The 26,396-nt window shown below is 72.2% G+C and carries 20 protein-coding genes; 10 read left to right on the top strand and 10 right to left on the bottom strand.

Annotated features, from left to right (window positions below; all coding sequences use genetic code 11):
* Positions 1-4: 4 nt before the first annotated feature.
* The 3 genes from ASC56_RS05990 to ASC56_RS05980 are packed head-to-tail and all read right to left on the bottom strand — an operon-like array spanning position 5 to position 4,506.
* Positions 5-943 (bottom strand): hydroxymethylglutaryl-CoA lyase, encoded by a 939-nt coding sequence (locus ASC56_RS05990; protein WP_055490120.1) that lies wholly within the window; start codon positions 941-943, stop codon positions 5-7.
* Complete coding sequence (locus ASC56_RS05985) at positions 940-2,880, bottom strand: acetyl-CoA carboxylase biotin carboxylase subunit (protein WP_055490119.1); 1,941 nt, start codon at positions 2,878-2,880, stop codon at positions 940-942. The genes ASC56_RS05990 and ASC56_RS05985 overlap by 4 nt, the downstream gene beginning before the upstream one ends.
* Before the next feature lie 9 nt (positions 2,881-2,889).
* Complete coding sequence (locus tag ASC56_RS05980; RefSeq protein WP_055490118.1) at positions 2,890-4,506, bottom strand: carboxyl transferase domain-containing protein; 1,617 nt, start codon at positions 4,504-4,506, stop codon at positions 2,890-2,892.
* Between the two features lie 86 nt (positions 4,507-4,592).
* Here ASC56_RS05980 and ASC56_RS05975 point away from each other — a divergent pair, with 86 nt between their 5' ends.
* The 3 genes from ASC56_RS05975 (at position 4,593) to tesB (ending at position 7,397) form a co-directional block, all read left to right on the top strand.
* Positions 4,593-5,201, top strand: coding sequence for a TetR/AcrR family transcriptional regulator (locus ASC56_RS05975; RefSeq protein ID WP_055490117.1), 609 nt, complete (start codon positions 4,593-4,595; stop codon positions 5,199-5,201).
* A 130-nt stretch (positions 5,202-5,331) separates the two neighbouring features.
* Positions 5,332-6,489: an acyl-CoA dehydrogenase family protein gene (locus tag ASC56_RS05970; protein ID WP_055490197.1), complete on the top strand. Its 1,158-nt coding sequence runs from the start codon at positions 5,332-5,334 to the stop codon at positions 6,487-6,489.
* 35 nt (positions 6,490-6,524) lie between these two features.
* Positions 6,525-7,397 (top strand): acyl-CoA thioesterase II, encoded by an 873-nt coding sequence (tesB, locus tag ASC56_RS05965; RefSeq protein ID WP_055490116.1) that lies wholly within the window; start codon positions 6,525-6,527, stop codon positions 7,395-7,397.
* 27 nt (positions 7,398-7,424) lie between these two features.
* Here tesB and ASC56_RS05960 read toward each other — a convergent pair whose 3' ends face one another.
* Both ASC56_RS05960 and ASC56_RS05955 read right to left on the bottom strand, forming a co-directional pair.
* Positions 7,425-8,222 carry a phosphatase gene (locus ASC56_RS05960; RefSeq protein WP_055490196.1) on the bottom strand — a complete coding sequence of 266 codons (798 nt, stop codon included), beginning with the start codon at positions 8,220-8,222 and terminating at the stop codon, positions 7,425-7,427.
* Between the two features lie 83 nt (positions 8,223-8,305).
* The gene (locus ASC56_RS05955) at positions 8,306-10,006 is read right to left on the bottom strand and encodes a PucR family transcriptional regulator (RefSeq protein ID WP_107309191.1); all 1,701 of its coding nucleotides are present in this window, start codon (positions 10,004-10,006) and stop codon (positions 8,306-8,308) included.
* A gap of 220 nt (positions 10,007-10,226) precedes the next feature.
* On the opposite strand from ASC56_RS05955, the gene ASC56_RS05950 reads away from it, so the two are divergent.
* The 6 genes from ASC56_RS05950 to ASC56_RS05925 all read left to right on the top strand — a co-directional run bounded on the left by ASC56_RS05950 (position 10,227) and on the right by ASC56_RS05925 (position 20,574).
* Entirely contained in the window at positions 10,227-11,687 is a 1,461-nt protein-coding gene (locus tag ASC56_RS05950) for a sodium:solute symporter (RefSeq protein ID WP_055490114.1), read from the top strand.
* Between the two features lie 103 nt (positions 11,688-11,790).
* Positions 11,791-12,780: an agmatinase gene (speB, locus tag ASC56_RS05945; RefSeq protein WP_055490113.1), complete on the top strand. Its 990-nt coding sequence runs from the start codon at positions 11,791-11,793 to the stop codon at positions 12,778-12,780.
* Between the two features lie 22 nt (positions 12,781-12,802).
* Positions 12,803-14,488 carry a thiamine pyrophosphate-binding protein gene (locus ASC56_RS05940; RefSeq protein ID WP_055490112.1) on the top strand — a complete coding sequence of 562 codons (1,686 nt, stop codon included), beginning with the start codon at positions 12,803-12,805 and terminating at the stop codon, positions 14,486-14,488.
* A gap of 261 nt (positions 14,489-14,749) precedes the next feature.
* Positions 14,750-15,670, top strand: coding sequence for a serine hydrolase (locus ASC56_RS05935; protein WP_055490111.1), 921 nt, complete (start codon positions 14,750-14,752; stop codon positions 15,668-15,670).
* A 540-nt stretch (positions 15,671-16,210) separates the two neighbouring features.
* Entirely contained in the window at positions 16,211-19,942 is a 3,732-nt protein-coding gene (locus ASC56_RS05930) for an ABC transporter ATP-binding protein (RefSeq protein ID WP_055490110.1), read from the top strand.
* Positions 19,943-20,187: 245 nt separating this feature from the next.
* Positions 20,188-20,574 carry a hypothetical protein gene (locus tag ASC56_RS05925; protein WP_055490109.1) on the top strand — a complete coding sequence of 129 codons (387 nt, stop codon included), beginning with the start codon at positions 20,188-20,190 and terminating at the stop codon, positions 20,572-20,574.
* Between the two features lie 28 nt (positions 20,575-20,602).
* On the opposite strand, the gene ASC56_RS05920 is transcribed toward ASC56_RS05925, so the two are convergent.
* On the bottom strand, positions 20,603-22,429 hold the full coding sequence (locus ASC56_RS05920) for a glycoside hydrolase family 3 protein (RefSeq protein WP_055490108.1): 1,827 nt from the start codon (positions 22,427-22,429) through the stop codon (positions 20,603-20,605).
* A gap of 486 nt (positions 22,430-22,915) precedes the next feature.
* Between ASC56_RS05920 and ASC56_RS05915 the strand changes: the two genes are divergently transcribed.
* Positions 22,916-23,518 (top strand): alpha/beta hydrolase, encoded by a 603-nt coding sequence (locus ASC56_RS05915; protein WP_055490195.1) that lies wholly within the window; start codon positions 22,916-22,918, stop codon positions 23,516-23,518.
* On the opposite strand, the gene ASC56_RS39435 is transcribed toward ASC56_RS05915, so the two are convergent.
* The 4 genes from ASC56_RS39435 to ASC56_RS05900 form a co-directional block, all read right to left on the bottom strand.
* Positions 23,499-23,660, bottom strand: coding sequence for a hypothetical protein (locus ASC56_RS39435; RefSeq protein WP_371330035.1), 162 nt, complete (start codon positions 23,658-23,660; stop codon positions 23,499-23,501). The genes ASC56_RS05915 and ASC56_RS39435 overlap by 20 nt on opposite strands.
* Positions 23,657-24,457, bottom strand: a complete 801-nt coding sequence (locus tag ASC56_RS05910; RefSeq protein ID WP_199835929.1) for a sugar phosphate isomerase/epimerase — start codon at positions 24,455-24,457, stop codon at positions 23,657-23,659. The genes ASC56_RS39435 and ASC56_RS05910 overlap by 4 nt, the downstream gene beginning before the upstream one ends.
* 18 nt (positions 24,458-24,475) lie before the next feature.
* The gene (locus ASC56_RS05905; RefSeq protein WP_055490106.1) at positions 24,476-25,435 is read right to left on the bottom strand and encodes a bifunctional helix-turn-helix transcriptional regulator/GNAT family N-acetyltransferase; all 960 of its coding nucleotides are present in this window, start codon (positions 25,433-25,435) and stop codon (positions 24,476-24,478) included.
* Positions 25,436-25,569: 134 nt separating this feature from the next.
* Positions 25,570-26,370, bottom strand: coding sequence for a sugar phosphate isomerase/epimerase (locus ASC56_RS05900; RefSeq protein ID WP_055490194.1), 801 nt, complete (start codon positions 26,368-26,370; stop codon positions 25,570-25,572).
* Between the last annotated feature and the right edge of the window lie 26 nt (positions 26,371-26,396).

The raw sequence follows: 26,396 nt of genomic DNA, 5'->3' as shown, positions 1-26,396 counted from the left end.
GGGGTCACTCCTTGTGGGAGAGGGCTCGGACGGTGCGGGAGGGGCTGGGCCGGTCCAGGTGTGCGGCCATCCACACGCTCGTGGCGGTGAGCCGGCCGAGGTCGACTCCGGTGTCGATGCCGAGGCCCTGGAGCATCCACACGAGGTCTTCCGTGGCGAGGTTTCCGGTGGCGGACTTGGCGTACGGGCAGCCCCCGAGGCCGCCCGCGGAGGCGTCGACGGTCGTCACGCCGTGCTGGAGCGCGGCCAGGGTGTTGGCGAGTGCCTGGCCGTAGGTGTCGTGGAAGTGCACGCCGATCGCGCTGGTCGGCACGCCCTCCTCGTTGAGCTCGGACAGCAGGTCCTGGACGTGGCCCGGCGTCGCCACGCCGATCGTGTCGCCGAGGCTCAGCTCGTCGCAGCCCATGTCCAGGAGCGCCTTGCTGACGCGGACGACCTGGTGGATGGGGACCGGGCCCTCCCAGGGGTCGCCGAAGCACATGGACAGATAGCCGCGGACGTGCACCTTCCGGTCCTTCGCGCGCGCGACCACCGGCTCGAACATCGCCAGGGCCTCGTCCACCGTGCGGTTGAGGTTGGCCTTCGCGAAGGACTCGGTGGCGCTGGCGAAGACGGCGACGCGGCGGACGCCCAGCGCGAGGGCGCGGTCCAGTCCGCGCTCGTTCGGCACGAGCGCCGCAAGCGCCACCGGCAGTTCGCCGACGAGCGGGTACAGCTGTTCCGCGTCGGCGAGCTGGGGCACCCACGCGGGGTGGACGAAGCTCGTGGCCTCGATGGTGGTCAGGCCCGCGTCGGCGAGGCGGCGGATGAACTCCGCCTTCACCTCCGTCGGTACCGTGCGCTGTTCGTTCTGAAGGCCGTCGCGCGGGCCGACCTCGTGGATCCTGACCCGTGGGGGCAGGTCCTCGGACGGCACGACCATGGGCAGTCCCTGAACGGTCATTCCTCCGCCTCCGTGTCCTGCTCGTGCGGTGCGATCACGGCCAGCACCTGGTCCATGGCGACCGTCGTCCCGGGGGTGACGTCCAGCTCGGTGACGGTCCCCGCGTGCGGGGCGGACACGACGTGCTCCATCTTCATCGCCTCGACCACCAGCAGGCTCTGCCCGGCGGTCACCTCGTCCCCGACGGCCACCTTCACGACGGTCACCGTGCCCGGCATGGGCGCGGTCAGCGAGTCGGTGCCCGAACGGGCGGCACCGGCGAGCGACGCGGCCACCGGGTCGTGGTCCCGCACCTGCCAGGCGTCGCCGTCGCGGCCCAGCCAGTCGTCGGCGCGGTGGAAGGTGTGGCGCACGCCGTCCAGCACGACGCGGACGCGGTCCTCGGTGACCGTGTGGGTGCCCCGGGGGACGTACTCCACAGGGTCGACCACCCGCAGCGGGAAGGCCACCGGCCTGGGCTCGCTCCCGAGCCGCCAGCCGCTCGGCACGGAGAACGGGTCGGTCCACCCCTCGCCGCGCGGTCGCAGCGCGTCCAGCCGCACGGCCGCCGCGGCCTCGTACACCTCCTCCGGCACCTCCGCCGATACGAGGCCGTCCACCTCACGCTCCACCAGCCCGGTGTCCAGCTCGCCCGCCATGACCGCCGGGTGGGCCAGCAGACGGCGCAGGAATCCGGCGTTGGTCTGTACGCCCAGGGTGACCGTCTCGGCGAGGGCCGCCCGCAGCTTCCGCAGCGCGGTCGCGCGGTCGGGGCCGTGGGCGATGACCTTCGACAGCATCGGGTCGTAGAGGCTGCCGACCTCGGTGCCCTCGGACAGGCCCGAGTCGGTGCGCACTCCGTCCCCCTGCGGTTCGTGCAGTCGCAGCACCGTGCCGCCCGAGGGCAGGAACCCACGGGCCGGGTCCTCGGCGCAGACGCGGGCCTCGATCGCGTGCCCGGTGAGCGTGACGTCCTGCTGTCCGAAGGACAGCCGCTCGCCCGCCGCCACCCGCAGCTGCCACTCCACCAGGTCGAGCCCGGTGATCAGTTCGGTGACCGGATGCTCCACCTGGAGGCGGGTGTTCATCTCCATGAAGTAGTACGACGACGGGTCCTCGCCCGGCACGATGAACTCCACCGTGCCCGCGCCCCGGTACCCGCACGAGCGGGCCGCCTGGACCGCCGCTTCGCCCATCGCCGCCCGCGTGGCCTCGTCGAGGAGCACGCTCGGCGCCTCCTCGATGATCTTCTGGTGGCGGCGCTGGAGGGAGCACTCGCGCTCGCCCAGGTGCACCACGGTGCCGTGGGAGTCCGCCAGGACCTGGATCTCGATGTGCCGGGGGCGGTCGATCCAGCGCTCGACGAGGAGCGTGTCGTCGCCGAAGGAGGCGCGGGCCTCACGGCGGGCGGCGGCGATCTCGTCACCCAGCACCGCCGGGTCCCGGACCAGCCGCATGCCCTTGCCGCCGCCGCCCGCGCTGGGCTTCAGCAGCACCGGCATACCGATCTCGTGGGCCGCGTCGGCCAGTTGCGCGTCCGTCAGTCCGCTCCCGCTCGACCCCGGGACGACCGGGACCCCGGCGGTCCGCACCGTCTCCTTGGCGCGGATCTTGTCGCCCATGAGCGAGATCGCCTCCGCGGGAGGCCCGACGAACACCAGCCCCGCCTCGGCGCAGGCGCGCGCGAACGCGGCGTTCTCCGCGAGGAAGCCGTATCCCGGGTGCACCGCCTGGGCGCCGGTCCGCGCCGCCGCCGCGAGGATCCGCTCCACCGACAGATAGCTCTCGGCGGCCGGCGCAGGTCCGATCCGTACCGCCGTGTCGGCCTCCCGGACATGGCGGGCGTCCGCGTCGGCGTCGGAGAAGACCGCCACCGAGCGCACCCCCAACGACCGCAGCGTACGGATGACGCGTACGGCGATCTCGCCCCGGTTGGCGACAAGGACTGTCTCGAACATTCCCACCCCTCACATCCGGAAGACGCCGAACTGGGGCTCGCCCAGCGGGGCGTTGGCACACGCCGTCAGGGCCAGGCCCAGCACCTGCCGGGTCTCCAGCGGGTCGATCACACCGTCGTCCCACAGGCGCGCCGTCGCGTAGTAGGCGTTCCCCTGGCGCTCGTACTGTGCGCGGATGGGGGCCTTGAAGGCCTCCTCCTCCTCCGCGGGCCAGGACTCCCCGCGCGCCTCCAGCTGGTCGCGCTTGACGGTCGCGAGGACCGACGAGGCCTGCTCGCCGCCCATCACCGAGATCTTGGCGTTCGGCCACATCCACAGGAAGCGCGGTGAATACGCCCGGCCGCACATCGAGTAGTTGCCCGCGCCGAACGAGCCGCCGACGACGACCGTGAGCTTCGGTACGCGGGTGCAGGCGACGGCGGTGACCATCTTGGCGCCGTGCTTGGCGATGCCGCCCGCCTCGTAGTCGCGCCCCACCATGAAGCCGGAGATGTTCTGCAGGAACACCAGCGGAATGCCGCGCTGGTCGCACAGCTCGATGAAGTGGGCGCCCTTCTGGGCGGATTCGGAGAACAGGATGCCGTTGTTGGCGACGATCCCGACCGGGTGGCCGTGGATCCGGGCGAAGCCGGTGACGAGGGTCTGCCCGAACTCCGCCTTGAACTCGGCGAAGCGCGAACCGTCCACCACGCGCGCGATGACCTCGCGTACGTCATAGGGGGTGCGGGAGTCCACCGGCACCGCGCCGTACAGCCCGAAGGGATCGACCTTCGGCTCGACGGACGGGACGACCTCCCAGGGCAGCGGTCCGCGCGCGGGGAGCGTCGATACGATGGTCCGCACGATCCGCAGGGCGTGCGCGTCGTCCTCCGCGAGATGGTCCGTGACGCCCGACACCCGCGCGTGGACCTCTCCGCCGCCGAGTTCCTCGGCGGTCACCACCTCGCCGGTGGCCGCCTTCACCAGGGGCGGGCCGCCCAGGAAGATCGTGCCCTGGTTCCGCACGATCACGGCCTCGTCGCTCATCGCCGGGACGTACGCCCCGCCCGCCGTGCAGGAGCCGAGGACGGCCGCGATCTGCGGGATGCCGGCGCCCGACATCCGCGCCTGGTTGTAGAAGATCCGCCCGAAGTGCTCGCGGTCGGGGAACACCTCGTCCTGCATCGGCAGGAAGGCGCCCCCGGAGTCGACGAGGTAGACACAGGGGAGCCGGTTGTCCAGCGCCACCTCCTGCGCCCGCAGGTGCTTCTTCACGGTCATCGGGTAGTACGTGCCGCCCTTGACCGTGGCGTCGTTGGCGACGATCACGCACTCACGGCCGCTGACCCGCCCGATGCCGGCGATCACCCCGGCGGCCGGCGCCTGCCCGTCGTACATCCCGTCGGCTGCCAGGGGCGCCAGCTCCAGGAAGGGCGACCCCGGATCCAGCAGCGTGTCCACGCGGTCGCGCGGCAGCAGCTTGCCCCGTGCGGTGTGGCGCGCCCGGGCCTTCTCGCCGCCGCCCAGCCGGGCCGCGGCGAGCTTGCCGCGCAGTTCCTCGACCAGGGCGCGGTGCGCCGCCTCGTTGGCCCGCCAGGCCTCCGACGCGGGATCTTCCGCACTCGTCAGCTCCGGTGCCTCCTGCATCCTGCGGTCCCCTCACCGTGTTAATGAGCGTTAACGCATTTCCTTCAGGTTAACGAGCGCTAACCTCCCTGTCTAGAATTGATTTCATGACCACCAGAACCGACGCCCCCACCCGTCGCGAGCAGATCCTCAGGGAGGCCGCGCGGCTCTTCGCCGAGCGCGGCTTCCACGGCGTCGGGGTCGACGAGATAGGAGCCGCGGTCGGCATCAGCGGACCCGGTCTGTACCGGCACTTCGCGGGCAAGGACGCGATGCTCGCCGAGCTGCTCGTCGGGATCAGCGGGCAGCTGCTGACCGGGGCCAGGCGGCGGGTCGCCGAGACCGACGGGGGGCCCTCGGGGCGGGGCCCCGAGGCGGTCCTCGACTCGCTGATCGAGGGGCACATCGACTTCGCGCTGGACGACCGTCCCCTGATCACCCTGCACGACCGGGAGCTGGACCGCCTCCGGGACAGCGACCGCAAGCTCGTGCGACAGCTGCAGCGGCAGTACGTCGAGCTGTGGGTGGAGATCGTCCGTGAGGTCTACCCGGCCCTGACCGAACCGGCCGCGCGCTCGGCGGTGCACTCGGTGTTCGGGCTGCTCAACTCGACACCGCATCTGGGGCGGGCGGGTTCGCTGCCGGGCCGAGGGGCCACGGCGGCGCTGCTGCACCGTATGGCCAAGGGGGCGTTCGCGGCGGCCGGGACGGACTGAGCCGACTGCTCCGCAAGTGTGAGCAGCGTGACGAGCGTTACGGGCCGATCGGTCTGGACGGGTGTCCGTACCCGCCGGTACGGTGCTGTCTGAGCAAGCGCTTAGACATACCGAGGCGGAGGTGGCGGCGGTGCGCCGTACGGTGTTCAACGAGGATCACGAGGCGTTCCGGGAGACCCTGCGCGCCTTCATCGAGGCCGAGGTCGTGCCGGTCTACGACGAGTGGTTCGCCGCCGGCCAGGCGCCGCGCGAGTTCTACTACAAGCTCGCCGAGCTGGGCCTCTTCGGCATCAACGTGCCCGAGGAGTACGGCGGCGCCGGTCTGGAGACGCACAAGTTCGAGGCCATCCAGTACGAGGAGACCGCCCGCGCGGGCGTCACCTTCGGCGGCTCGGGCGTGCACGTGCTGCTCGCCCTGCCGTACATCAAGATGCTCGCCACCGACGAGCAGAAGAAGCGCTTCCTGCCGAAGTTCGTCTCGGCCGAGGAGATGTGGGCCATCGCGATGACCGAGCCGGGCACCGGCTCCGACCTCGCGGGCATGAAGACCACCGCCAAGCTCTCCGAGGACGGCACGCACTACGTCCTCAACGGCGCCAAGACCTTCATCACCGGCGGTGTGCACGCCGACAAGGTCATCGTCTGCGCCCGCACCGCGGCGCCGACGGCCGAGGACCGCCGCCACGGAATCTCCCTGTTCGCGGTGGACACCAAGTCCGAGGGCTACTCCGTCGGCCGCAAGCTGGACAAGCTCGGACTGAAGACCTCCGACACCGCCGAGCTGGCGTTCGTCGACGTGCAGGTCCCGGTCGAGGACCTGCTCGGCGAGGAGAACAAGGGCTTCTACTACCTCGGCGCCAACCTGCCCTCCGAGCGCTGGGGCATCGCCTTCGGCGCGTACGCGCAGGCCAAGGCCGCCGTCCGGTTCGCCAAGCAGTACGTGCAGGAGCGCACCGTCTTCGGCAAGCCGGTCGCCCACTTCCAGAACACCAAGTTCGAGCTGGCCGCCTGCCAGTCCGAGGTGGACGCCGCCGAGGCGGTCGCCGACCGCGCCCTGGAGGCCCTGGACGCCGGCGAGCTGACCCCCGCCGAGGCCGCCTCCGCCAAGCTGTTCTGCACCGAGGTCGCGCACCGCGTCATCGACCGCTGCCTCCAGCTGCACGGCGGCTACGGCTACATGAACGAGTACCCGATCGCCCGCCTGTACGCCGACAACCGCGTCAACCGGATCTACGGCGGCACCAGCGAGATCATGAAGTCGATCATCGCCAAGGACATGGGTCTGTAAGGTCGGCGGAGAGATTGGCCGATACAACTGACCCCATGAGTCAGGCACTTGAGTCCCTGCTCGATCTGCTCGACCTGGAGCGGATCGAGCGGGACATCTTCCGCGGCCAGTCCCGGTCCGCCGTCGTCCCGCGCGTCTTCGGCGGGCAGGTCGCGGCCCAGGCACTGGTCGCCGCGGGGCGCACGGTCCCCGAGGACCGGTTCGCGCACTCGCTGCACGCGTACTTCCTGGTCGCCGGGGATCCCGGGGCGCCCATCGTCTACAACGTCGACCGCATCCGCGACGGCCGCTCCTTCACCACCCGGCGGGTGGTCGCGGTCCAGCACGGACAGCCGATCTTCCACCTCTCCGCGTCCTTCCAGACCTACGAGGAGGGCATGGAGCACCAGGCGCCGATGCCGTCGGCGCCCGACCCGGAGACGCTGCCCACCGGCGAGGAACTGCTGCGGCGCTACGCGGAGTTCTTCCCCGAACCCCGCGTCCTGGAGCGGCTGCTGGAGGCACGCGCGGCCGTGGACCTGAGGTACGTCGACCCGCCGCCGTTCGCCACGGCCGGCACGGTCCGCGAACCGCGCTCGCAGGTCTGGTTCCGTACGAACGGCAAGCTGGCGGACGATCCGCTGCTGCACGTCTGCCTCGCCACGTACGTCTCCGACATGACGCTCCTGGACTCCATCCTGCTGGCCCACGGGCGCGGCGGCTGGACCACCGGTGACGTGGTCGGGGCGTCCCTGGACCACGCGATGTGGTTCCACCGGCCCTTCCGGGCCGACGAGTGGCTGCTGTACGACCAGGAGTCGCCGTCCGCCTCCGGCGGCCGTGGGCTCGGCCAGGCCCGCATCTACACCCAGGACGGCCGGCTGGCGATCTCGGTGATCCAGGAGGGCGTGGTCCGAGTGCCCCGCTGAGGGGCCCCGGGCCGGTTCCGACGGGGCTCAGCGGGCGGTCGTCAGCCCCGCCGCGTTCAGCAGGTACGCCGTCAGCGGGTCGTAGTGGCGTGGGCTCGTGACGTGGTCGTCGAGCGGGACCGTCACCTGGAGCGTGCCCTCGGTCTCGGCGAGGAAGAGGGCCGGGTCGTTGCAGTCGGCGTACCCGACCGAGTCGATGCCGAGCTGGCCCGCGCAGCCCGCCCAGCCGTGGTCGGCGACGACCAGGTCGGGCAGGGGGCGGCCCCCGGCCTCCAGACCCCCCAGGACCGCGCGCATCGGCTCGGGGGAGTGGGTGTGCCAGAGGGTGGCGCCGTGCTCCAGGACGGCCACGTCGGCGAACTGCATGACGTAACCCTCCTCCGTCCGCAGTTCGTCCGGGACGACGACGATCTCGCAGCCGGCGGCGCGCAGCGCGGCGGCGGTGGCGCGGTGGACGTCGAGGAGCCCGCCGGGGTGACCGGTGGCGAACAGGACACGCTGTTCGCCGTCGGCGGCCTTGCGCAGACGCGCCGCGAGGCGCTCAAGGGCGTCGACCGTCAGCTCCGGGTCGATGGTGTCCTGGCCGTAGCGGTACTCGGGGTCGTCGTTGACGCCGCAGCGCTCCGCCATGACCGCGAGGACGTCCTGCTCGTCGCTCCAGCGGTCGCCGAGTTCCAGTCCGAGCCAGTAGTTGCGGTCGCCGTTCGCGAGCTTGCGGTAGTGGGAGAGGTTGTTCTCGCGGGGCGTGGCGACGTCGCCCGCGATACGGGTCCGTACGAGGTGGTCGACGAGCTCGGCGCGGCTGGGGGTCCCGGGTATCGGCATGCCACCCATTCTGCCGGGGCGCTCCGCCGGGAGGGCCGATGTCCCGAACCGTGGGACGTGGGTCACTCGACGGGCCGGAGCCGTCAGCCCTCTCCCGTCTGCCTGAGCGCGAACCACAGCTCCATCCGGACGTCCGGGTCGTCCAGGTCCGCGTTCAGCAAGGTGGCGCAGCGGGCGATGCGTTGGCGGACGGTGTTGCGGTGGACGGAGAGCGCCACGGCCGTACGGTCCCAACTGCCGTGCAGGGACAGCCAGGTGCGCAGGGTCTCGGTGAGCGCGGGGGTGGCGCCGATCGGGGCGAGCAGCGTACGGGCGTGGGCCTCGGCCTCCTGGTGGGTGACCAGGTCGGCGAGGGCGGGACGGCCGCCGTGGCGGACCAGGGCGGTACGGGTGGCGCGGGCGCGGGCCAGCGCGCGGGCCGCCTGGGTGTCGGCGGCGGGCCAGTCGTCCGGGGCGACGGCGGCGCTGACACCCAGGGTCCAGCCCGGTTGCGGGTCGGGCTCGCGGTCGGCCGGGACGAGGACCCGTACGACCCCGTCCGCGAGGTCGACCAGCGCGGATCCGAGCGCGGCGCCGAGCGCGGAGGCGGCCACGGCGTCCTGTGGGTCCCCACCGCCCATGGGCGTCCGGGAGCTTATGGGCGTCCCCGCGTCCGGCCGCGCGTGCACGACGAGCCACCGCTCGGCCCCGAGCAGCGGCGCCACCGCCTCCGGCGCGGCGCCCAGCAGCAGCCGGACCAGCGCCGACGAGCGTGCCGCGCCCGCGCCGCTCTGGTGCTCTCCGGTGAGCAGGGAGAGCAGGACCGCCGCGACCGAGGCGATGGTGTGGTCCCCGGGGTCGCGCTGCGGTGACGCGACGCCGAGGACGAAGCCCTGGCCGGCGCCGAGGGCGTAGGCGGCGAGGTGGCTACCGGCGACCGTGTCGGTGGCGGAGGACGGGGCGGGGCGGCCGGTGGTCGCGGGCGGCGCGGCGGAGCCCCCGGTGGCCGGAGGCCGGCGGTCCTGGCCCGAGCCGGGCCGGTCGGCGGGCGCACGCCGCGCGGCCGGCTGCGGGCGGACCGGCGGGGCGGACCCGGCCGGCGGCACCGGTCCGCCGGGGTGCGGTGGCCGGGCCGCCGCACCGGCCGGGCGCACGACCCGCGCCAGGTCCGCCAGCGCCCCCCGCACCTCTGTCCCCGGCTCCCGCCCCGCCGCCGCGATCTCCGTCCCGTCCGGTCCGTACAGGACCGCCCGGCCCGCCACCCGCTGGGCCAGCTGGCGCAGTACCGCGGGGACCGGGGCCGGTCGGGACGCCGCCGCGGTCAGGCTCTGCTGGGCCTCGGCGACGCGGCGCAGCTCCGCCAGGCGAGCCTGTGCCATCAGCTGCCACACCGCCCGCGCCACGCCAGAGAACGTCGTCTGCGGCGGCACCTCCAGCAGCGGCAGTCCGTGGTGGTCGCACGCCGCCACCAGGGCCCGCGGCACGGTGTCGTGGACCGGCGCGAGGCCGAAACCGAGGGCCGCGCCGCCCGCCGCCACGATCCGGGAGACGTAGTCGTCGAAGTAGGTCTCCGAGCCCGCGGCCTCCGGGATGTGCACGCCCGCCGTCAGCAGCAGCTCGCCGCCCAGCAGATACGGATAGGGGTCCGCCATCTCCGAGGTGTGCGCCCAGTGGATGACGATGCCGGGGTCCGTCGGCCCGGCGATCTGCCGCAGGGCCAGGTCCTCGCGGGCGAGCAGGGCGGACAGCGGTACCGGTGGGGTGGGGGGTACCGCTGGTACGGACGGTGGTGAGGGGTCCGGCATGGTGGACGGTTCCTCCATCCCGCTCGATTCGGATGGATGAAACGTACACTTCAGAGTCGCTTTCCGGCCACCTACTGTCAGTCCAGACCGGCAGCCGCGGGTACGGGCGGATGTCCCCGCGAGCCGCTGCCGTCCACGCCGGTCGAGCGCCACAGCCGACCGCGTCCCCGAGATCCATCTGCACGACACGCCACCGGGAAGTACGCGAAGGAGGGCCCACATGGCCGTCGACTACACAGTGATCGTCGTCTATCTGGCCGGCATGCTGGCCATGGGCTGGTGGGGCATGCGCCGCGCCAGGTCCAAGAGCGAGTTCCTCGTCGCGGGCCGCCGCCTCGGGCCCGCCATGTACTCCGGCACCATGGCCGCGATCGTGCTCGGCGGCGCGTCCACCATCGGCGGCGTCGGCCTCGGCTACCAGTACGGGCTCTCCGGCGCCTGGATGGTGTTCACCATCGGCCTCGGCCTGCTCGCGCTGTCGATCCTCTTCTCCGCGCGCATCGCCCGCCTGAAGGTCTACACCGTCTCCGAGATGCTCGACCTGAGATACGGCGGCCGGGCCGGGTTGATATCCGGCGTGGTCATGTGGGCGTACACCCTCATGCTCGCGGTCACCTCGACCATCGCCTACGCCACCATCTTCGACGTCCTCTTCGACATGAACCGGACCGTCGCGATCATCCTGGGCGGCTCCATCGTCGTCGTGTACTCGACGCTCGGCGGCATGTGGTCCATCACGCTGACCGACATGGTGCAGTTCGTGGTGAAGACCATCGGCGTCCTGCTCCTGCTGCTGCCGATCGCGGTCGTCAAGGCCGGCGGCTTCAGCCAGATGAAGGCCAAGCTGCCGACCTCGTACTTCGACCCGCTGGGCATCGGCGGCCAGACGATCTTCACCTACGTCCTCATCTACACCTTCGGCATGCTGATCGGGCAGGACATCTGGCAGCGCGTCTTCACCGCGCGCAGCGACAGGACCGCCAAGTGGGGCGGCACGGTGGCCGGCACCTACTGTCTGGCCTATGCGCTCGCCGGAGCCGTCATCGGCACCGCCGCCAAGGTCCTGTACCCGAAGCTGGGCAGCCCCGACGACGCGTTCGCGACCATCGTCAAGCAGCAACTGCCCGTCGGCGTGCGCGGCTTGGTGCTGGCGGCCGCCCTCGCAGCCGTGATGTCGACGTCCTCCGGAGCGCTCATCGCGTGCGGGACGGTCGCCAACAACGACATCTGGTCACGGCTGCGTGGCGCCGTACGCCGTGACGAGGGGGAGCACGACGAGGTCAAGGGCAACCGCGCCTTCATCCTGATCATGGGTGTCGCCGTGATCGGCACGGCCATCGCGCTCAACAACGTGGTCGAGGCGCTGACCGTCGCGTACAACCTGCTCGTGGGCGGTCTGCTCGTCCCCATCCTGGGCGGACTGCTGTGGAAGCGCGGCACCGCGCACGGCGCTCTCGCCTCGGTGGCGGTCGGCGGTCTCGCCGTCATCGGTCTGATGGCGGCGTACGGCATCCTCGCGAACGAGCCCGTCTACTACGGCCTGCTGGCCTCGCTGGCCACGTACGTCGTGGTGTCCCTGGTGACCAAGCCGACCGAAGAGGCCGTCCTGGCCGCATGGCGCGAGCGGCTCGCGGGCCGCGGCGCGGCGACCACGGACGAACCCGCGGCGGTGGGCGCCTGACCCCGTTGCTTCGGCCCGGCGCCGCACGGCGCCGGGCCGGGCGGACCCCGCTCGCGGGTCCGTGACACTGGAGAGAACACGCATGACCTGGAGGAGTCCGACGATGAGCAGCACCCAGAACCCCGCAGCAGGCGCGAGCCGGCCCCGCGGCCCCGTCGACTCGTCCCGCATCCCGCGGTACGCGGGCCCGGCGACCTTCGCCCGGCTGCCCCGCCTCGACGAGGTGGGCACCGCGGACGTCGCCGTGGTCGGCGTGCCCTTCGACTCGGGCGTCTCCTACCGCCCGGGCGCCCGCTTCGGCGGCAACGCCATCCGTGAGGCGTCCCGCCTGCTGCGCCCGTACAACCCGGCGCAGGACGCCTCCCCCTTCGCCCTCGCCCAGGTCGCGGACGGCGGCGACATCGCGGTGAACCCCTTCAACATCAACGAGGCCGTGGAGACCATCGAGGCCGCCGCCGACGAGCTGCTCGGCACCGGCGCCCGCCTGATGACCCTGGGCGGCGACCACACCATCGCGCTCCCGCTGCTGCGTTCGGTGGCGAAGAAGCACGGCCCGGTGGCGCTGCTGCACTTCGACGCCCATCTCGACACGTGGGACACCTACTTCGGCGCCGAGTACACCCACGGCACCCCGTTCCGCCGCGCCGTCGAGGAGGGCATCCTCGACACCTCCGCGCTCTCCCACGTCGGCACCCGCGGCCCGCTCTACGGCAAGCAGGACCTCACCGACGACGAGAAGATGGGCTTCGGCATCGTCACCTCGGCGGACGTCTACCGCCGCGGCGCCGACGAGATCGCCGACCAGCTGCGCCAGCGCATCGGCGACCGCCCGCTGTACGTCTCCATCGACATCGACTGCCTCGACCCGGCGCACGCCCCCGGCACCGGCACGCCCGAGGCCGGCGGCATGACCTCCCGCGAGCTGCTGGAGATCCTGCGCGGCCTCGCGTCCTGCAACCTGGTCTCCGCGGACGTCGTCGAGGTGGCTCCCGCCTACGACCACGCCGAGATCACGTCAGTTGCCGCGTCCCACACGGCGTACGAACTGACGACCATCATGTCCCGCCAGATCGCGGCGGCCCGCACCTCCTGATCCACGAGGAGACCGAGACCAAGTGACCCACGACCACGACCTGGTGCTCCGTCCGACGGCGGCGCAGACCGAGGCCGCGCTGAACCCTCCCCCCGGCCGCAACGGCGGAGACCTGGTCGTGGAGACCCTCGCCGGTCTCGGTGCGACGACCGTCTTCGGGCTGCCCGGCCAGCACGCGCTCGGCATGTTCGACGCGCTGCGCCGCTCCGATCTGCGCTACATCGGTCTGCGGGTGGAGAACAACGCGGGCTTCGCGGCGGACGCGTACGGCCGGATCACCGGGCAGGCCGCGCCGCTCCTGCTCTCCACCGGACCCGGCGCGCTGACGTCCCTGGCCGCGCTGCAGGAGGCGGCCGCGGCCTCGGCCCCGGTCCTGGCGATCAGCAGCCAGATCCCGACCGCAGGTCTGGGCGGCGGCCGCCACGGCTACCTCCATGAACTCCCGGACCAGGCGGCCTCGTTCCGGGGCGTGGTCAAGTCGGTCCACACGGTCCGTTCGCAGTCGCAGATCCCGTCCGCGATCGCGGAGGCGTGGCGGTCGGCGCTGACGGTTCCGCACGGGCCGGTGTGGGTGGAGATCCCGCAGGACGTGCTGCTGGCTCGGACGAGCCTGCCGGTGGTGACGGCGGTCGACGCGACGCCGGAGGAGGTGCCCCCGCGGCCCGAACTGACCGCGGTCGCCGCCCACTTGCTCGCGCAGGCGTCCCGCCCCGCGATCATCGCGGGCGGGGGAGTGGTCCGGGCGGACGCCTCGGGCAAGCTCGTCCAGCTGGCCGAGAAGCTGAACGCCCCGGTGGTGACCACCTTCGGCGGCAAGGGCGCCTTCCCCTGGGAGCATCCCCTGTCCCTCCAGTCCTGGCTGGAGGACCGCCACACGACGGACTTCCTGGAGGACGCCGACGTCCTGCTGGTCGTCGGCTCGGGTCTGGGCGAACTGTCCTCGAACTACCACACGTTCAAGCCCCGCGGCCGGGTCGTCCAGATCGAGGCGGACCTCGGCAAGCTGGAGTCCAACCACCCGGCCCTGGGCATCCACGCGGACGCCCGCCTGGCGTTGCAGGCGCTGCTGGAGACGGTGTCCGTGCGGGAGGACGCGACGGCGCCGGAGCGCGTGCGAGCCCTGCTGTCCCGCGTCTCGGACCGTATCGCGTCCCAGGAACTCACCCTGGAACAGGATGTGCTGGCGTCGGTGCGCCGCGCCCTCCCGGCCGACTCCCCGTCCTTCTGGGACATGACGATCCTGGCCTACTGGGCGTGGTCGGCCTTCGATCCGCGGGGGCACAACACCATGCACTCGGCGCAGGGCGCGGGCGGCCTCGGCTACGGCTTCCCCGCCGCGCTGGGCGCGGCCGCCGCGGACCCCACACGCCCGGTGCTGGCGGTCTCGGGCGACGGCGGAGCCCTCTACTCCATCGCCGAGCTGGCGACGGCACGGCAGTACGACCTCAACGTCACCTGGCTGATCGTCGACGACGGCGGCTACGGCATCCTGCGCGAGTACATGACGGACGCGTTCGGCCAGGCGACCGCGACCGAACTGACGCGCCCGGACTACGTGGCCCTCGCCGAGTCGTTCGGCGTCCCCGGGGTGCGCACGACCCCGGAGACGCTGGAGACCGACCTGGCGAAGGCACTGGCCGAACCGGGTCCGTCGGTGGTCGTCCTCCCGGCGGTCCTGCGGATGTTCGCGCCGACGCATCTGGGCTGAGCCTGTGCCGTGCGCGGCGGCCCCCGACCGCAGTGGTCATGCCGCCGCCGCTCCGCCGAAGAGGGGATTGGTGGCAGACGTCACGAGGCGCATGCCGCACGGCGGGCTTGAGTGGCCACTGTGGCGTACCTGGCGCTCTCCTGTGAATTCTTCGAAGGCTCAATAACGGCGTCGTACAACCTTTCGTCGGTACTTGTGCGTCATGAGGGTCGGGCGTGCCCTGGGGCACGTCCTAATCCACCCAAGGGGATGGGGACTTCCATGACTCACCGGATGTCCCGGCGTGCCCGTGTGCTCAGCGCGAGCCTCGGTGCCGGGATGCTCATACCGTTCGCGGCGGCCGCTGCGCCCGCCGCTGCCGCCGGCCCGACGGTCAGTTGTACGTCGGGCACGGCGGGCCTGGCCGCCGCGCTGCAGAAGGACATCACGGCGGCTCTCGCCAGCCGCAAGGGGACGGTCGCGGTCGGCCTCTACGACCGCTCCACCAACACCACGTGCTCGCTGCGCAGCACCAGCGCCTACGACTCGGCCAGCGTCGTCAAGGTCACCGTGCTCTCCACGCTGCTGTGGGACGCCAAGAAGCACAACCGCTATCTGACGAGCCGTGAGGACAGCCTCGCCACGGCCATGATCACCAAGTCGGACAACGACGCCACCAGCACGCTGTGGAAGCAGCTGGGTCTGACGAAGATCAAGGGCTTCCTCGCCGCCGCCGGCATGACGCAGACCGTGCCGGGCGCGAACGGCTACTGGGGCCTCACCCAGATCACCGTGCAGGACGAGCAGAAGCTGCTCAAGCTGATCACCGCCAGGAACACGGTGCTGAGCGACAACTCACGGTCGTACATCCTGAAGCTGATGGGGAACGTCATCTCCTCGCAGCGCTGGGGCACTCCGGCCGGCGCGCCCTCCGGTGTCTCCGTGCACGTCAAGAACGGCTGGCTGCAGCGCTCCACGCACGGCTGGCGGGTGCACAGCGTCGGCACGTTCAACGGCCGCGGTCACGACTACATGATCACCGTGCTCACCCAGGACGACAGCACGATGGACTACGGCGTCACCACCATCCAGGACGTGGCCAAGGCCATCCACAAGGACCTGGTGCCGACGGCCCCGACCACGAGCGCGTACGTTCCCACGAGCAGGCCGCAGGAGGCCTTCCCGGCGGTCCCCGCGAGCTGACACGGCCGGACTTCCCCTGATCCAGGGCGAGTCCATCCTCGTCCACCCGCCTCGCCCTACCGTGACGGCATGCGACTGAGAACTCCTCTCGCCACCGTCACCGCCACCCTCGCGGCGGCCACCTCCCTGGCCGCCGCGGGGCCTTCCCCCTGTTCGACCGTCGCTCGAACAGGGGGAACCACTCTCCGCGCTCTCCGTCGACCGCGACGGCACCCGGCTCGTCACCTCCGAGACCGAGCCGTCCGTACGCCGCGACTCCCGCGACTCCCGCGACTCCCCCGGTCCGTCAGCCGCCGTCCTGCGCGCCGCCCCGGACGCGTGAGCCCGTGCCGATCATCCGGCCACGTCCGCGAGCTGCGGCGGGCGGCGGGCGATGGTCCGCTCCGGCCGCCCGGTCGAGACGGGGACGCCGACCCCGCTCGTGCGGTTCACGGCACTGACCCCGGACGGCCCAGACCGGGAATTGTTGCGGAGGGATGAAATCCGCTCCCGATCGCGTTGGTGCATTGCGGGAGATCAGGACGACAGGAAGGGACCGGCGTGGCGGCGCACGAGGGGGAGCGGGGCGGCTGGGCGCGACGGCTCGCGGGGTACGCATGGCGGTACCCGAAGGATGTCGTCCTCGCGCTCGGGTCCTCCCTGGGCGGCATGGCCGTCATGGCGCTCGTCCCGCTGATCACCAAGGTGATCATCGACGACGTCGTCGGGAACCACACCCGTTCCATGGCGCCCTGGGCCGGCGTCCTCGTCGGCGCGGCCGTCCTCGTCTACGTCCTCACCTACATCCGCCGCTACTACGGCGGCCGGCTCGCCCTCGATGTCCAGCACGACCTGCGTACGGAGATGTACGGGACGATCACCCGGCTCGACGGCCGGCGTCAGGACGAGCTGTCCACCGGACAGGTCGTGGGCCGGGCCACCAGCGACCTCCAGTTGATCCAGGGCCTTCTGTTCATGCTCCCCATGACGATGGGGAACGTCCTGCTGTTCCTGATCTCCCTGGTGATCATGGCGTGGCTGTCGCTGCCGCTGACCCTGGTGGCGCTGGCCGTCGCGCCCGCCCTGTGGTTCATCGCCAAACGCAGCCGCGTCCGGCTGCACCCGGCCACCTGGTACGCGCAGGCGCAGGCCGCCGCCGTGGCGAGCGTGGTCGACGGCGCCGTCAGCGGCGTGCGCGTGGTGAAGGGCTTCGGGCAGGAGGAGCAGGAGACCGGCAAGCTCCGGGAGGTCGGGCGCCGCCTGTTCGCGGGCCGGCTGCGGACCATCCGGCTGAACGCCACCTACACCCCCGCCCTCCAGGCCGTGCCCGCCCTCGGCCAGGTCGCCATGCTCGCGCTCGGCGGCTGGCTCGCGGTGCGCGGGCACATCACGCTCGGCACCTTCGTCGCCTTCTCCTCCTACCTCGCCCAGCTCGTCGGCCCGGTGCGCATGCTCGCCGTGGTCCTCACGGTCGGCCAGCAGGCCCGTGCGGGCGCCGAGCGCGTCCTCGAACTGATCGACACCGAACCGTCCCTGAAGGACGGCACCAGGGAGCTGCCCGCGGACGCGCCCGCGACCGTGGAGTTCGACGACGTCTCCTTCGCGTACCAGGACGGCCGGCCGGTCCTCGACGGCCTCTCCTTCGAGATCCGCCCCGGCGAGACCCTGGCCGTCGTCGGCTCCTCCGGCTCCGGCAAGTCGACGGTCTCCCTGCTGCTGCCCCGCTTCTACGACGTCACGCACGGCGCCGTCCTCGTCGGCGGCCACGACGTGCGCGAGCTCACCCTCCAGTCGCTGCGCGCCGCGATCGGACTGGTCCCCGAGGACTCCTTCCTCTTCTCGGACACCGTCCGCAACAACATCGCCTACGGCCGCCCCGACGCCACCGACGAGCAGATCGTGCGGGCCGCCCGTGCCGCGCAGGCCGACCGCTTCATCGCCGAACTGCCCGACAAGTACGCGACCAAGGTCGGCGAGCACGGCCTGACCCTCTCCGGCGGCCAGCGCCAGCGCATCGCCCTGGCCCGCGCGATCCTCGCCGACCCTCGGCTGCTGGTCCTCGACGACGCGACCTCGGCCGTGGACGCCGGCGTCGAGCACGAGATCCACGAGGCGCTGAAGCAGGTCATGGAGGGCCGCACCACACTGCTGATCGCCCACCGCCGCTCCACCCTCAACCTCGCCGACCGCATCGCCGTCCTCGACGGCGGCCGTCTCGCCGACATCGGCACGCACGAGGAGCTGCAGGCGCGTTCCGCCCTCTACCGCCGGCTGCTGACCGACCCCGACGAACTCGGCGGCGTCTCCCCGGGCCACGCCCCGTCGGCGGCCCCGCAGGAGGACACGACCGTCCGCGACGAACTGGACGCCGAGTTCGACGCCGAACGGGGGGTCACCCCCCACCTGTGGACCGGCGACCGCGAGCCGAAGGACCACGCGCTGACCGGGTCCCCGGCGACCCCCGAACTGCTCGCCCAGGTCGAGAAGCTGCCCACGGCCACCGACACCCCCGGCATCGACGAGGCGCGCGCGGTCCGGCCGGAGGAGTCGTACGGCCTGCGGCGGCTGCTCCATGGCTTCGGCCTCCCGCTGCTGGTCAGTCTCGCCCTCGTCGCGGTCGACGCGGGGATGGGACTGCTGCTGCCGATCCTGATCCGGCACGGCATCGACCAGGGCGTCTCCCGGATGGCCCTCGGCGCGGTCTGGGCCGCGTCCCTGCTCGCGCTGCTCTCCGTCCTCGTCCAGTGGACGGCGCAGATCGGCGAGACCCGGATGACGGGACGGACCGGCGAGCGCGTCCTCTACTCCCTCCGGCTGAAGATCTTCGCCCAGCTCCAGCGGCTCGGACTCGACTACTACGAGCGGGAGCTGACCGGCCGGATCATGACGCGGATGACGACCGACGTCGACGCGTTGTCGACGTTCCTGCAGACCGGCCTGGTGACCGCCTTCGTCTCCGTCGTCACGTTCTTCGGGATCATGGTCGCGCTGCTGGTGATCGACGTACAGCTGGCGCTCGTCGTGTTCGCCACGCTGCCGCCGCTGATCGTGGCGACCGTCTTCTTCCGCCGGGCCAGCGTGAAGGCGTACGAACTCGCCCGCGAGCGGGTGTCGGCGGTCAACGCCGACCTCCAGGAGTCGGTGTCCGGGCTGCGGATCCTGCAGGCGTTCCGGCGCGAGCGCGACGGCGGGCGGCGCTTCGGCGAGGGCAGCGACAGCTACCGCCGGGCCCGCGTCCGCGGCCAGTGGCTGATCTCGGTGTACTTCCCCTTCGTACAGCTGCTGTCATCGGTGGCCGCCGCGGCCGTCCTGGTCGTGGGCGCCCACCGGGTGGGCGCCGGGACGCTGACGACCGGCGCGCTGGTCGCGTATCTGCTGTACATCGACCTGTTCTTCGCGCCGGTGCAGCAGCTGTCGCAGGTCTTCGACGGCTACCAGCAGGCCACGGTGTCGCTGGGCCGCATCCAGGAGCTCCTCCAGGAGCCCACCACGACGAAGGCCGCCGACGAGCCGCTGGAGGTGCTGTCGCTGCGCGGCGACATCGCCTTCGAGGACGTCGACTTCGCGTACGGCGACGACGAAGAGGCCCTCAGCGGCGTCGGGTTGACGATCCCCGCGGGGCAGACCGTCGCCTTCGTCGGTGAGACGGGGGCGGGCAAGTCGACGCTGGTGAAACTCGTCGCGCGGTTCTACGACCCCACGCGCGGACGGGTCCTCGTCGACGGAACCGATCTGCGGTCGCTGGACCTGACCTCCTACCGGCACCGGCTCGGCGTCGTCCCGCAGGAGGCGTACCTGTTCGCGGGGACCGTCCGGGACGCCATCGCCTACGGGCGCCCCGACGCGAGCGACGCCGAGGTCGAGGCAGCGGCCCGGGCGGTCGGCGCCCACGAGATGATCGCCACGCTGGACGGGGGCTATCTGCACCGGGTCGCCGAGCGCGGCCGCAACCTGTCCGCCGGGCAACGGCAGTTGATCGCCCTGGCCCGCGCCGAGCTGATCGACCCGGACATCCTGCTTCTCGACGAGGCGACGGCCGCACTCGACCTGGCCACCGAGGCGCAGGTCAACCAGGCGACGGACCGTCTCGCCGGACGTCGTACGACGCTCGTCGTCGCCCACCGGCTGACGACGGCCGCCCGCGCGGACCGGGTGGTGGTGATGGACCGCGGGCGGGTCGCGGAGGACGGCACGCACCAGGAACTGCTGAGCCGGGGCGGCAGGTACGCCCAGCTGTGGCGGACGTTCGTGGGGGAGCCGGAGCCGGAGGAGCCGGTGGGGACCACGGCCTGACCGGCTCGGTCAGCTCTTCGCCTCGGTGTCGGAGACCTTCCTCCTCGTCAGGTCCCGCTGCACCTCCAGACAGGTACATGAACTACCGCCTTTCGCGCGATGACCCGTTGGCCACCAGAAAGAGCGGTGGAGTTGCCCTGAACATGAAGAATATGCACGCCGGGGTGGGGCGGTGCGACGCAACCGTCCGGTGCATGTCATGCGTCCGTACATCAGTACGCTGATGGTCGCGGGGAGGGACAACAGTGGACAGTGGTGCGATACGCCGAGGCCTGGCGCTCGGTCTCACCGTACTTACGGCATCCGGGTTGATCGCGCTGGCGAGCCCGGGACACGCGCAGGCCGCCGACTTCTGTTCGGGCCGGAAGGTCCGCACGCTCTCGTTCTCCACCGGCTCGGTGGGGATCTACCGGAACGACGGTTACGTGTGCGCGGTCACCGTGGCGACGCGGGTGTCCGGCCGGCAGGCGATGTCGGTGAGCGTGCAGGCGCGGGGCAGCCGTCCCGTGGCCGACGTCGGGCGGTACACGCACCACGCCGGCCCCGTGGTCGTGCACGCCGGGCACCGGTGCGTGTGGGTGCGCGGATCGGTGGGCCCGGGGTCGGTCAGCTCGGGCTGGATCCTCTGCTGAGGCTCCGGTCGCGGTGAGCGCAAGCGCCCTAGTACGACAGCCCGTACCCGATGGGGTACAACTCCCGCGTCGGATCGTCCGCACGCGGCACCGGCACCGGCAGCCTCCCGCGCGGCCTCACGCGCCCGGCGATCACCCGTGCGGCCGCGCGCAGTTCGACGTCCGTCCAGGAGTACGACGCCAAGCAGGCCGTCACATCCGGTAGTTGGGCCACGTCGTAGGGGTTCCGCACGGCGATGGCGATCACCGGCTTCCCGGTGGCGGCGAGCCGGCCGACCAGGGTCCGCTGCGAGTCGGTCGCGCTCACGTTGTACGTCGCCACGACCACCGCATCCGCGTTCCCCGCCGCCGTCACGGCCTCGTCGATCGTCGCCGACGAGGGCGCCGTGCCGGTGGACAGCGTGGTCGCCGTGAAGCCCAGTGCGGTGAGGGCCTTCGCAAGGACCGTGGTGGGCGGTCCGTCGCTGCCGGACGGTGACGCCGGGTCCGCGCCGGCGACCAGCAGCCGGGGGTGCGTACGGCGTGACAGGGGCAGCACGTCCTCCTTGTTGACGAGCAGCGTGGTCGTGCGGTCCGCGAGGCGGTCCGCCGCGCGCAGGTGCTCCGGGATGCCGACGGTCCGGTCGACGCCGGCCGCGGTGACCCAGGGCCGGTCGAGCAGCCCCAGCTTCGCCTTCAGGCGCAGGACACGCAGGAGCGACGCGTCGAGCCGTGGCTCGGTCAGCTCGCCGTCGCGCACGGCCCCGAGGACCGCGTTCCAGGCGATGTCCAGGGACGGCGGGTTGAGCAGCTGGTCGACACCGGCATTCAGCGCGAGCACGGGCACGCGGTCGTCGCCGTACTTCTGGCGTACGCCCTCCATGCCCAGCGAGTCGGTCACCACGACCCCGTCGTGGCCCAGCTCCTCGCGCAGGATGCCGGTGACGATCGGGCGCGAGAGCGTGGCCGGGTCACCGGAGCCGTCGAGCGCGGGGACCATGATGTGCGCGGTCATGATCGCGTCGATCCCGGCGTGGATCGCCGCACGGAAGGGCACCGCGTCGAGCCTCTCCCACAGCTCGCGGCTGTGCGTGATGACGGGGAAGCCGAAGTGGCTGTCGACGGCCGTGTCGCCGTGGCCGGGGAAGTGCTTGGCGGTCGCCGCGACCCCCGAGGCCTGGTACCCCTTCACCTCCGCCGCGGCCAGGCCCGCCACCGCCTCCGGGTCCGCCCCGAAGGACCGTACGCCGATCACCGGGTTGGCCGGGTTGACGTTCACGTCGGCGTCGGGCGAGTAGTCCTGGCGGATGCCGAGGGCGCGCAGTTCGGCCCCGGAGATCCGGCCGAGCTCGCGGGCGTCGGAGCGGGAGGCCCCCGCGCCGATCGCCATCGCGCCGGGGAACAGGGTGGCGGGCCTGCCGACGCGTGCGACGATCCCGTGCTCCTGGTCCGTGGCGATGAGCACGGGCAGGCCGCGGGGCTGGTCCAGGGACGCCTTCTGGATCCCGTTCGAGAGGTCCGCGATCTGGTGCGGGCTGCGGGTGTTGTGCGCCCAGTTGAAGTAGATGATGCCGCCGACGCGGTACTTGGCGATCAGCTCGGCGGCGGTCCGTACGCCGATCTCCTTGAGGTTGGCGTCGATGTCGGCCTGGTCGGGGTCGGTGGCCGAATGGCCGTAGACCCGCATCACGAAGAGCTGGCCGACCTTCTCCTCGAGTGTCATCCGCGAGATCAGGGTGGTGAGCCGCTCGTCGTCGTGTCCGGCGGCGCGGGCGGTGTCCGGGGTGAGGGCGAGGGCCGCGGTCAGGCCCGCGCCGGCGGCGAGGACCGTGCGTCTGGAGGGGGCTCTGGTGCTTCCCGTGCCGGCGTCGTGCACATGCGCTCCTTCCGGAGGAGAACGCTGAAGGAAACTTCCGAAGAGTCACCAATATCCGGGAAGTTTCCGCCGGTCAAGGGGATGCACAGTAACCGGCGAGGGGCCGTCATCGGCGCTGTTGGAGGGGGGCGCGCCGATGACGGCGTGCTGCCGGCCGCGTGCGGCGGAGAGGGTGGTCAGCGATCGCAGCCAGCAGCGAGGGCCGACACCGCAGCGGAGACTCATCCGGCAGTCCGCGCATTGGACGAAGGGGGCTCGGGCCGGGTTCCCGGGAAGCGGCCCGTTTCCGGAAGTTGGTGGGCGAGTGCTCAACGAGGCGCGTGCGCCGCCACCTTGGGCCAGTGGTCCGGCAGGACGCGTACGGTCTCTGAGCGGTAGGGGCGGGCATAGGCGCATTCGTCGCCCGCGGCGGACGCGGTGGCCACAGCGCCCGGGTCCGTAGGCTGGACCTTCGGGGCCGTGATCGGAAACGATCGGCCCATGAGCATGTACGACACTCCGGACACCCCGCGTGCCTGTCTCCTCCTCCACGGCTGGCAGAACCGCCGCCCCAAGGACCACTGGCAGCACTGGCTGGCCGACCGTCTCACCGAGCTGGGCCACCACGTCACCTACCCGCAGCTGCCCGACCCCGACGACCCCGACCGGGAGGTGTGGCTCGCGGAACTGGCCCGTCACCTCGACGCGATGCCGGGCCGCTCGGAGCGGATCGTCGTCGCCCACAGCCTGTCCTCCGTGCTGTGGCTGCACGCCGTCGCGCGCGGGCTGAAGGGCGTGGACGTGGACCGGGTCCTGCTCGTGGCCCCACCGTCCGGCTCCGTCCTCGTACGGCACCCGGAGGTGGCGGAGTTCGCCCCGCCGTCCCTCGACGGCCTCACGCTGCCCACGCCCACCCGCCTCGTCGCGGGCGACGACGATCCGTACTGCCCGGAGGGCGCCCGGACCGTCTTCGGCGATCCCCTCGGCATCCCGACCGAGATCGTCCCCGGCGCCGCCCACCTCGACCTGGACGCAGGTTACGGCTCCTGGCCCGCCGTACTGGAGTGGTGCCGGGACGGCTCGGCGAGGCTCACGGCGCGACCGGCGTAGCCCCGCCGCGCAGATGGCCGGGGTTGGGGCCTGCCTGCCCGACGATCTGCTCGGCGGCCGTGCCCCGGCCCAGGAGCGCGTCCGGGGTGCGGGTCTGCACGATCGTGCTGCGCGAGATCACCGAGGACAGCGGCCCCCTCAAGCCGACTCGTTGACCAGCCGGGCCAGATGCTCCCGTCCCTGCCCCAGCAGCTCCGGCAGCGGCGCCGCCGCCTCGTACCACCGCTTCTCGTACTCCCAGCACAGCCAGCCGTCCCAGCCGTGGCGGGAGAGGACCTCCACGGTCTCGGTCAGCGGGAGGATGCCGGAGCCGAGCGGCAGGGGGGTCTTGTCGTCGGCGGAGGCGATGTCCTTGACCTGGACGTAGCCGAGATACGGGGACAGGGCCGCGTACGTCTGCTGCGGCTGCTCGCCGCCCAGCCAGGTGTGCATGACGTCCCACAGCGCGCCCACGTGACGGTGGCCGACCGCGCCCAGGACACGGAGGGCGTCCGCGCCGGTGCGGTGCGAGTCGTGGGTCTCCAGCAGGATCCGTACGCCGAGGTCCGCCGCGTACTCGGCGGCGGTCCCCAGTCGCCGGGCGGCGACGGCGTCGGCCTCCTGCGGGCTCCGGCCGGTGTCGCCGCCGGGGAAGACGCGGACGAAGGGGGCGCCCAGGTCGCGGGCGAGGCCGAGAAGTTCGCGGATCTCGGCGAGCACGGGCTCGTCGTCACCGGGAGCGGCCACGCGCGTGTACCCCGCGAGCCCCAGGATCTCGATGCCCCCCGCCTTGAACTCGGCGGCCACGTCGGTCCGCTCGGCCCGGTCGATGCCGGGGTGCACCGGCTCCTCCGGGTGTGCGCGCAGTTCGACCCCGTGGTAGCCGTGCGTGGCCGCGAGTCGGACCACGTCCGTTATGGGCAGGCCGGGGACACCGAGGGTGGAGAACGCCAGTTTCATGCTCAGGGACCCTACTCGTCACTGGCGTGTTGTCGCCGTTGGCCGCCACTCCGGCGTGCCGAGCAGGTCCAGCCGCCAGTCCTGGCCGACGAGGTCCTGCCCGAAGGAGCGGTGGGGCTGCTCGGCGACGAGGACGAAACCGTGGCGCTGGTAGACACGGCGGGCGGCGGAGAGGATGTCGTTCGTCCACAGGACCAGTTCGCGGTAGCCCACGCCGCGCGCGAAGTCGACGCACGCCCCGACCAGCCGGTCGCCGACGCCGAGCCCGCGCGCGTCGGGTTCGACGAGCAGCAGCCGCAGCCGGGCGGTGGCCGGGGCCTCGTCCCGCACGCACATCACGCACCCCACCGGCCGCCCGTCGAGTTCGGCGATCCACACCCGCTCCAGATGCGGGTCGTGGTCCTCGGCGAAGTCGGCGACGATCCTCGCCACCAGTCCCTCGTAGTCCGCGTTGAAGCCGTACTCGGCGGCGTACACCGCGGCGTTGCGCTGCACGATCCAGCCCAGGTCGCCCGGGACCGGGTCGCGCAGCACCACGTCCCGCGGGCGCGGGGCCCGGTCGCCCCCGAGGACCGTACGGATCGTGCGCATCGCCTCCGTCAGGCGCGGCCGGTCGGCGGGGGAGACGGTGTCGAGCAGCGCGGCGACGGTCTCCCGCGCCCGCTCCTCCAGCAAACCCGCCGTGTCCCGGCCGCGCGCGGTGAGCGTGATCCGCCGACGGCGGGGGTCCTTGTCGGAGGCCCCCCGCTCGACCAGCCCGTCCTGCTCGAACTTGTTGAGGATGCGGCTCAGGTACCCGGCGTCCAGGGAGAGCTCGGCGCGCAGGTCGGCCGCGTCCATAGCGGGCGCGTGCGCCAGCTCGTAGAGCACGCGGGACTCCGTGAGCGTGTACGCAGCATAGAGATGGCGGCCGTAGTCCAGCGCGCCGATGACGTTCGTGTAGAAGCGGTTGAACGAACGGATGTCCTGAACGGTCATGATCGACCCCGGCTGCCGGCGACGGTTGACTCAGTCAGAGGTACGGGTCGAGCGTATGGCGGCATCGGGCCGCCGTCCATCGGCCGTCGACCAGCTCCAGTGGTCCCAAGGCCGTTGCCGTGTCCGGCACACGCTCATCGGATCACGTGTTCCATGAACCGCCTCGCGGTCTCCGCCAGCACCTCCCGCCCGTCCCGTGCCCACAACTTGTCGTTGAACAGCTCGACCTCGATGGGCGCGGTGTAACCGGCGGCCTCCACGCACGCCTTCCACCGGCGCAGGTCGATCGAGCCGTCCCCCAGCTGGCCGCGGCCGTCGAGGACGCCCTCGGGCAGCGGGGTCGTCCAGTCGGCGAGCTGGAAGGTGTGGATACGGCCCGAGGCGCCCGCTCGGGCGATCTGTTCGGGGGCCGTGTCGTCCCACCAGATGTGGTACGTGTCCACCGTGACGCCCACCTGGTGCGAGGGGAAGCGTTCCGCGAGGTGGAGGGCCTGGGCGAGCGTGGAGACCACGCAGCGGTCGGAGGCGTACATCGGGTGCAGCGCCTCGATCGCCAGGCGGACGCCCCGCTCCTCGGCGTACGGGGCCAGCTCCCCCAGCGCCTCGGCGATGCGCTCCCGCGCACCGTGCAGGTCCTTGGAACCGGTGGGCAGCCCCCCGGAGACCAGGACGAGGGTGTCCGTACCGAGGACCGCCGCCTCGTCGACGGCCCGGCGGTTGTCGTCGAGCGCACGGGCGCGCTCGGCGGGGTCGATCGCCGTGAGGAAGCCGCCGCGGCACAGCGTGGTGACGGTGAGCCCGGCGTCGCGGACCAGCTTCGCCGTCGCCTCGACGCCGTACGACTGGACGGGTTCGCGCCACAGGCCGACGTTGCGGACGCCGAGCTCACCGCAGGCGTCGGCCAGGTCGGGCAGCGACAGCTGCTTCACCGTCATCTGGTTGATGCTGAAGCGCGCGAGGT

The organism is Streptomyces sp. TP-A0356, assembly GCF_001417775.1.
Classification (GTDB): Bacteria; Actinomycetota; Actinomycetes; order Streptomycetales; family Streptomycetaceae; genus Streptomyces.
The sequence above is the reverse complement of the archived record's forward strand: the minus strand, read 5'-3'. Positions and strand labels throughout refer to the sequence as shown.

Excerpts from the sequence above, each read along its gene's own strand:
- ASC56_RS05915 (WP_055490195.1), top strand. The coding sequence starts at position 22,916 with ATGTACGACACTCCGGACACCCCGCGTGCCTGTCTCCTCCTCCACGGC.
- ASC56_RS05975 (WP_055490117.1), top strand. The coding sequence starts at position 4,593 with ATGACCACCAGAACCGACGCCCCCACCCGTCGCGAGCAGATCCTCAGG.
- ASC56_RS05905 (WP_055490106.1), bottom strand. The coding sequence starts at position 25,435 with ATGACCGTTCAGGACATCCGTTCGTTCAACCGCTTCTACACGAACGTC.
- ASC56_RS05990 (WP_055490120.1), bottom strand. The coding sequence starts at position 943 with ATGACCGTTCAGGGACTGCCCATGGTCGTGCCGTCCGAGGACCTGCCC.
- ASC56_RS05935 (WP_055490111.1), top strand. The coding sequence starts at position 14,750 with ATGACTCACCGGATGTCCCGGCGTGCCCGTGTGCTCAGCGCGAGCCTC.
- ASC56_RS05960 (WP_055490196.1), bottom strand. The coding sequence starts at position 8,222 with ATGCCGATACCCGGGACCCCCAGCCGCGCCGAGCTCGTCGACCACCTC.
- ASC56_RS05955 (WP_107309191.1), bottom strand. The coding sequence starts at position 10,006 with ATGCCGGACCCCTCACCACCGTCCGTACCAGCGGTACCCCCCACCCCA.
- ASC56_RS05980 (WP_055490118.1), bottom strand. The coding sequence starts at position 4,506 with ATGCAGGAGGCACCGGAGCTGACGAGTGCGGAAGATCCCGCGTCGGAG.
- ASC56_RS05985 (WP_055490119.1), bottom strand. The coding sequence starts at position 2,880 with ATGTTCGAGACAGTCCTTGTCGCCAACCGGGGCGAGATCGCCGTACGC.
- tesB (WP_055490116.1), top strand. The coding sequence starts at position 6,525 with ATGAGTCAGGCACTTGAGTCCCTGCTCGATCTGCTCGACCTGGAGCGG.
- ASC56_RS05950 (WP_055490114.1), top strand. The coding sequence starts at position 10,227 with ATGGCCGTCGACTACACAGTGATCGTCGTCTATCTGGCCGGCATGCTG.
- ASC56_RS05910 (WP_199835929.1), bottom strand. The coding sequence starts at position 24,457 with ATGAAACTGGCGTTCTCCACCCTCGGTGTCCCCGGCCTGCCCATAACG.
- speB (WP_055490113.1), top strand. The coding sequence starts at position 11,791 with ATGAGCAGCACCCAGAACCCCGCAGCAGGCGCGAGCCGGCCCCGCGGC.
- ASC56_RS05900 (WP_055490194.1), bottom strand. The coding sequence starts at position 26,370 with ATGACGGTGAAGCAGCTGTCGCTGCCCGACCTGGCCGACGCCTGCGGT.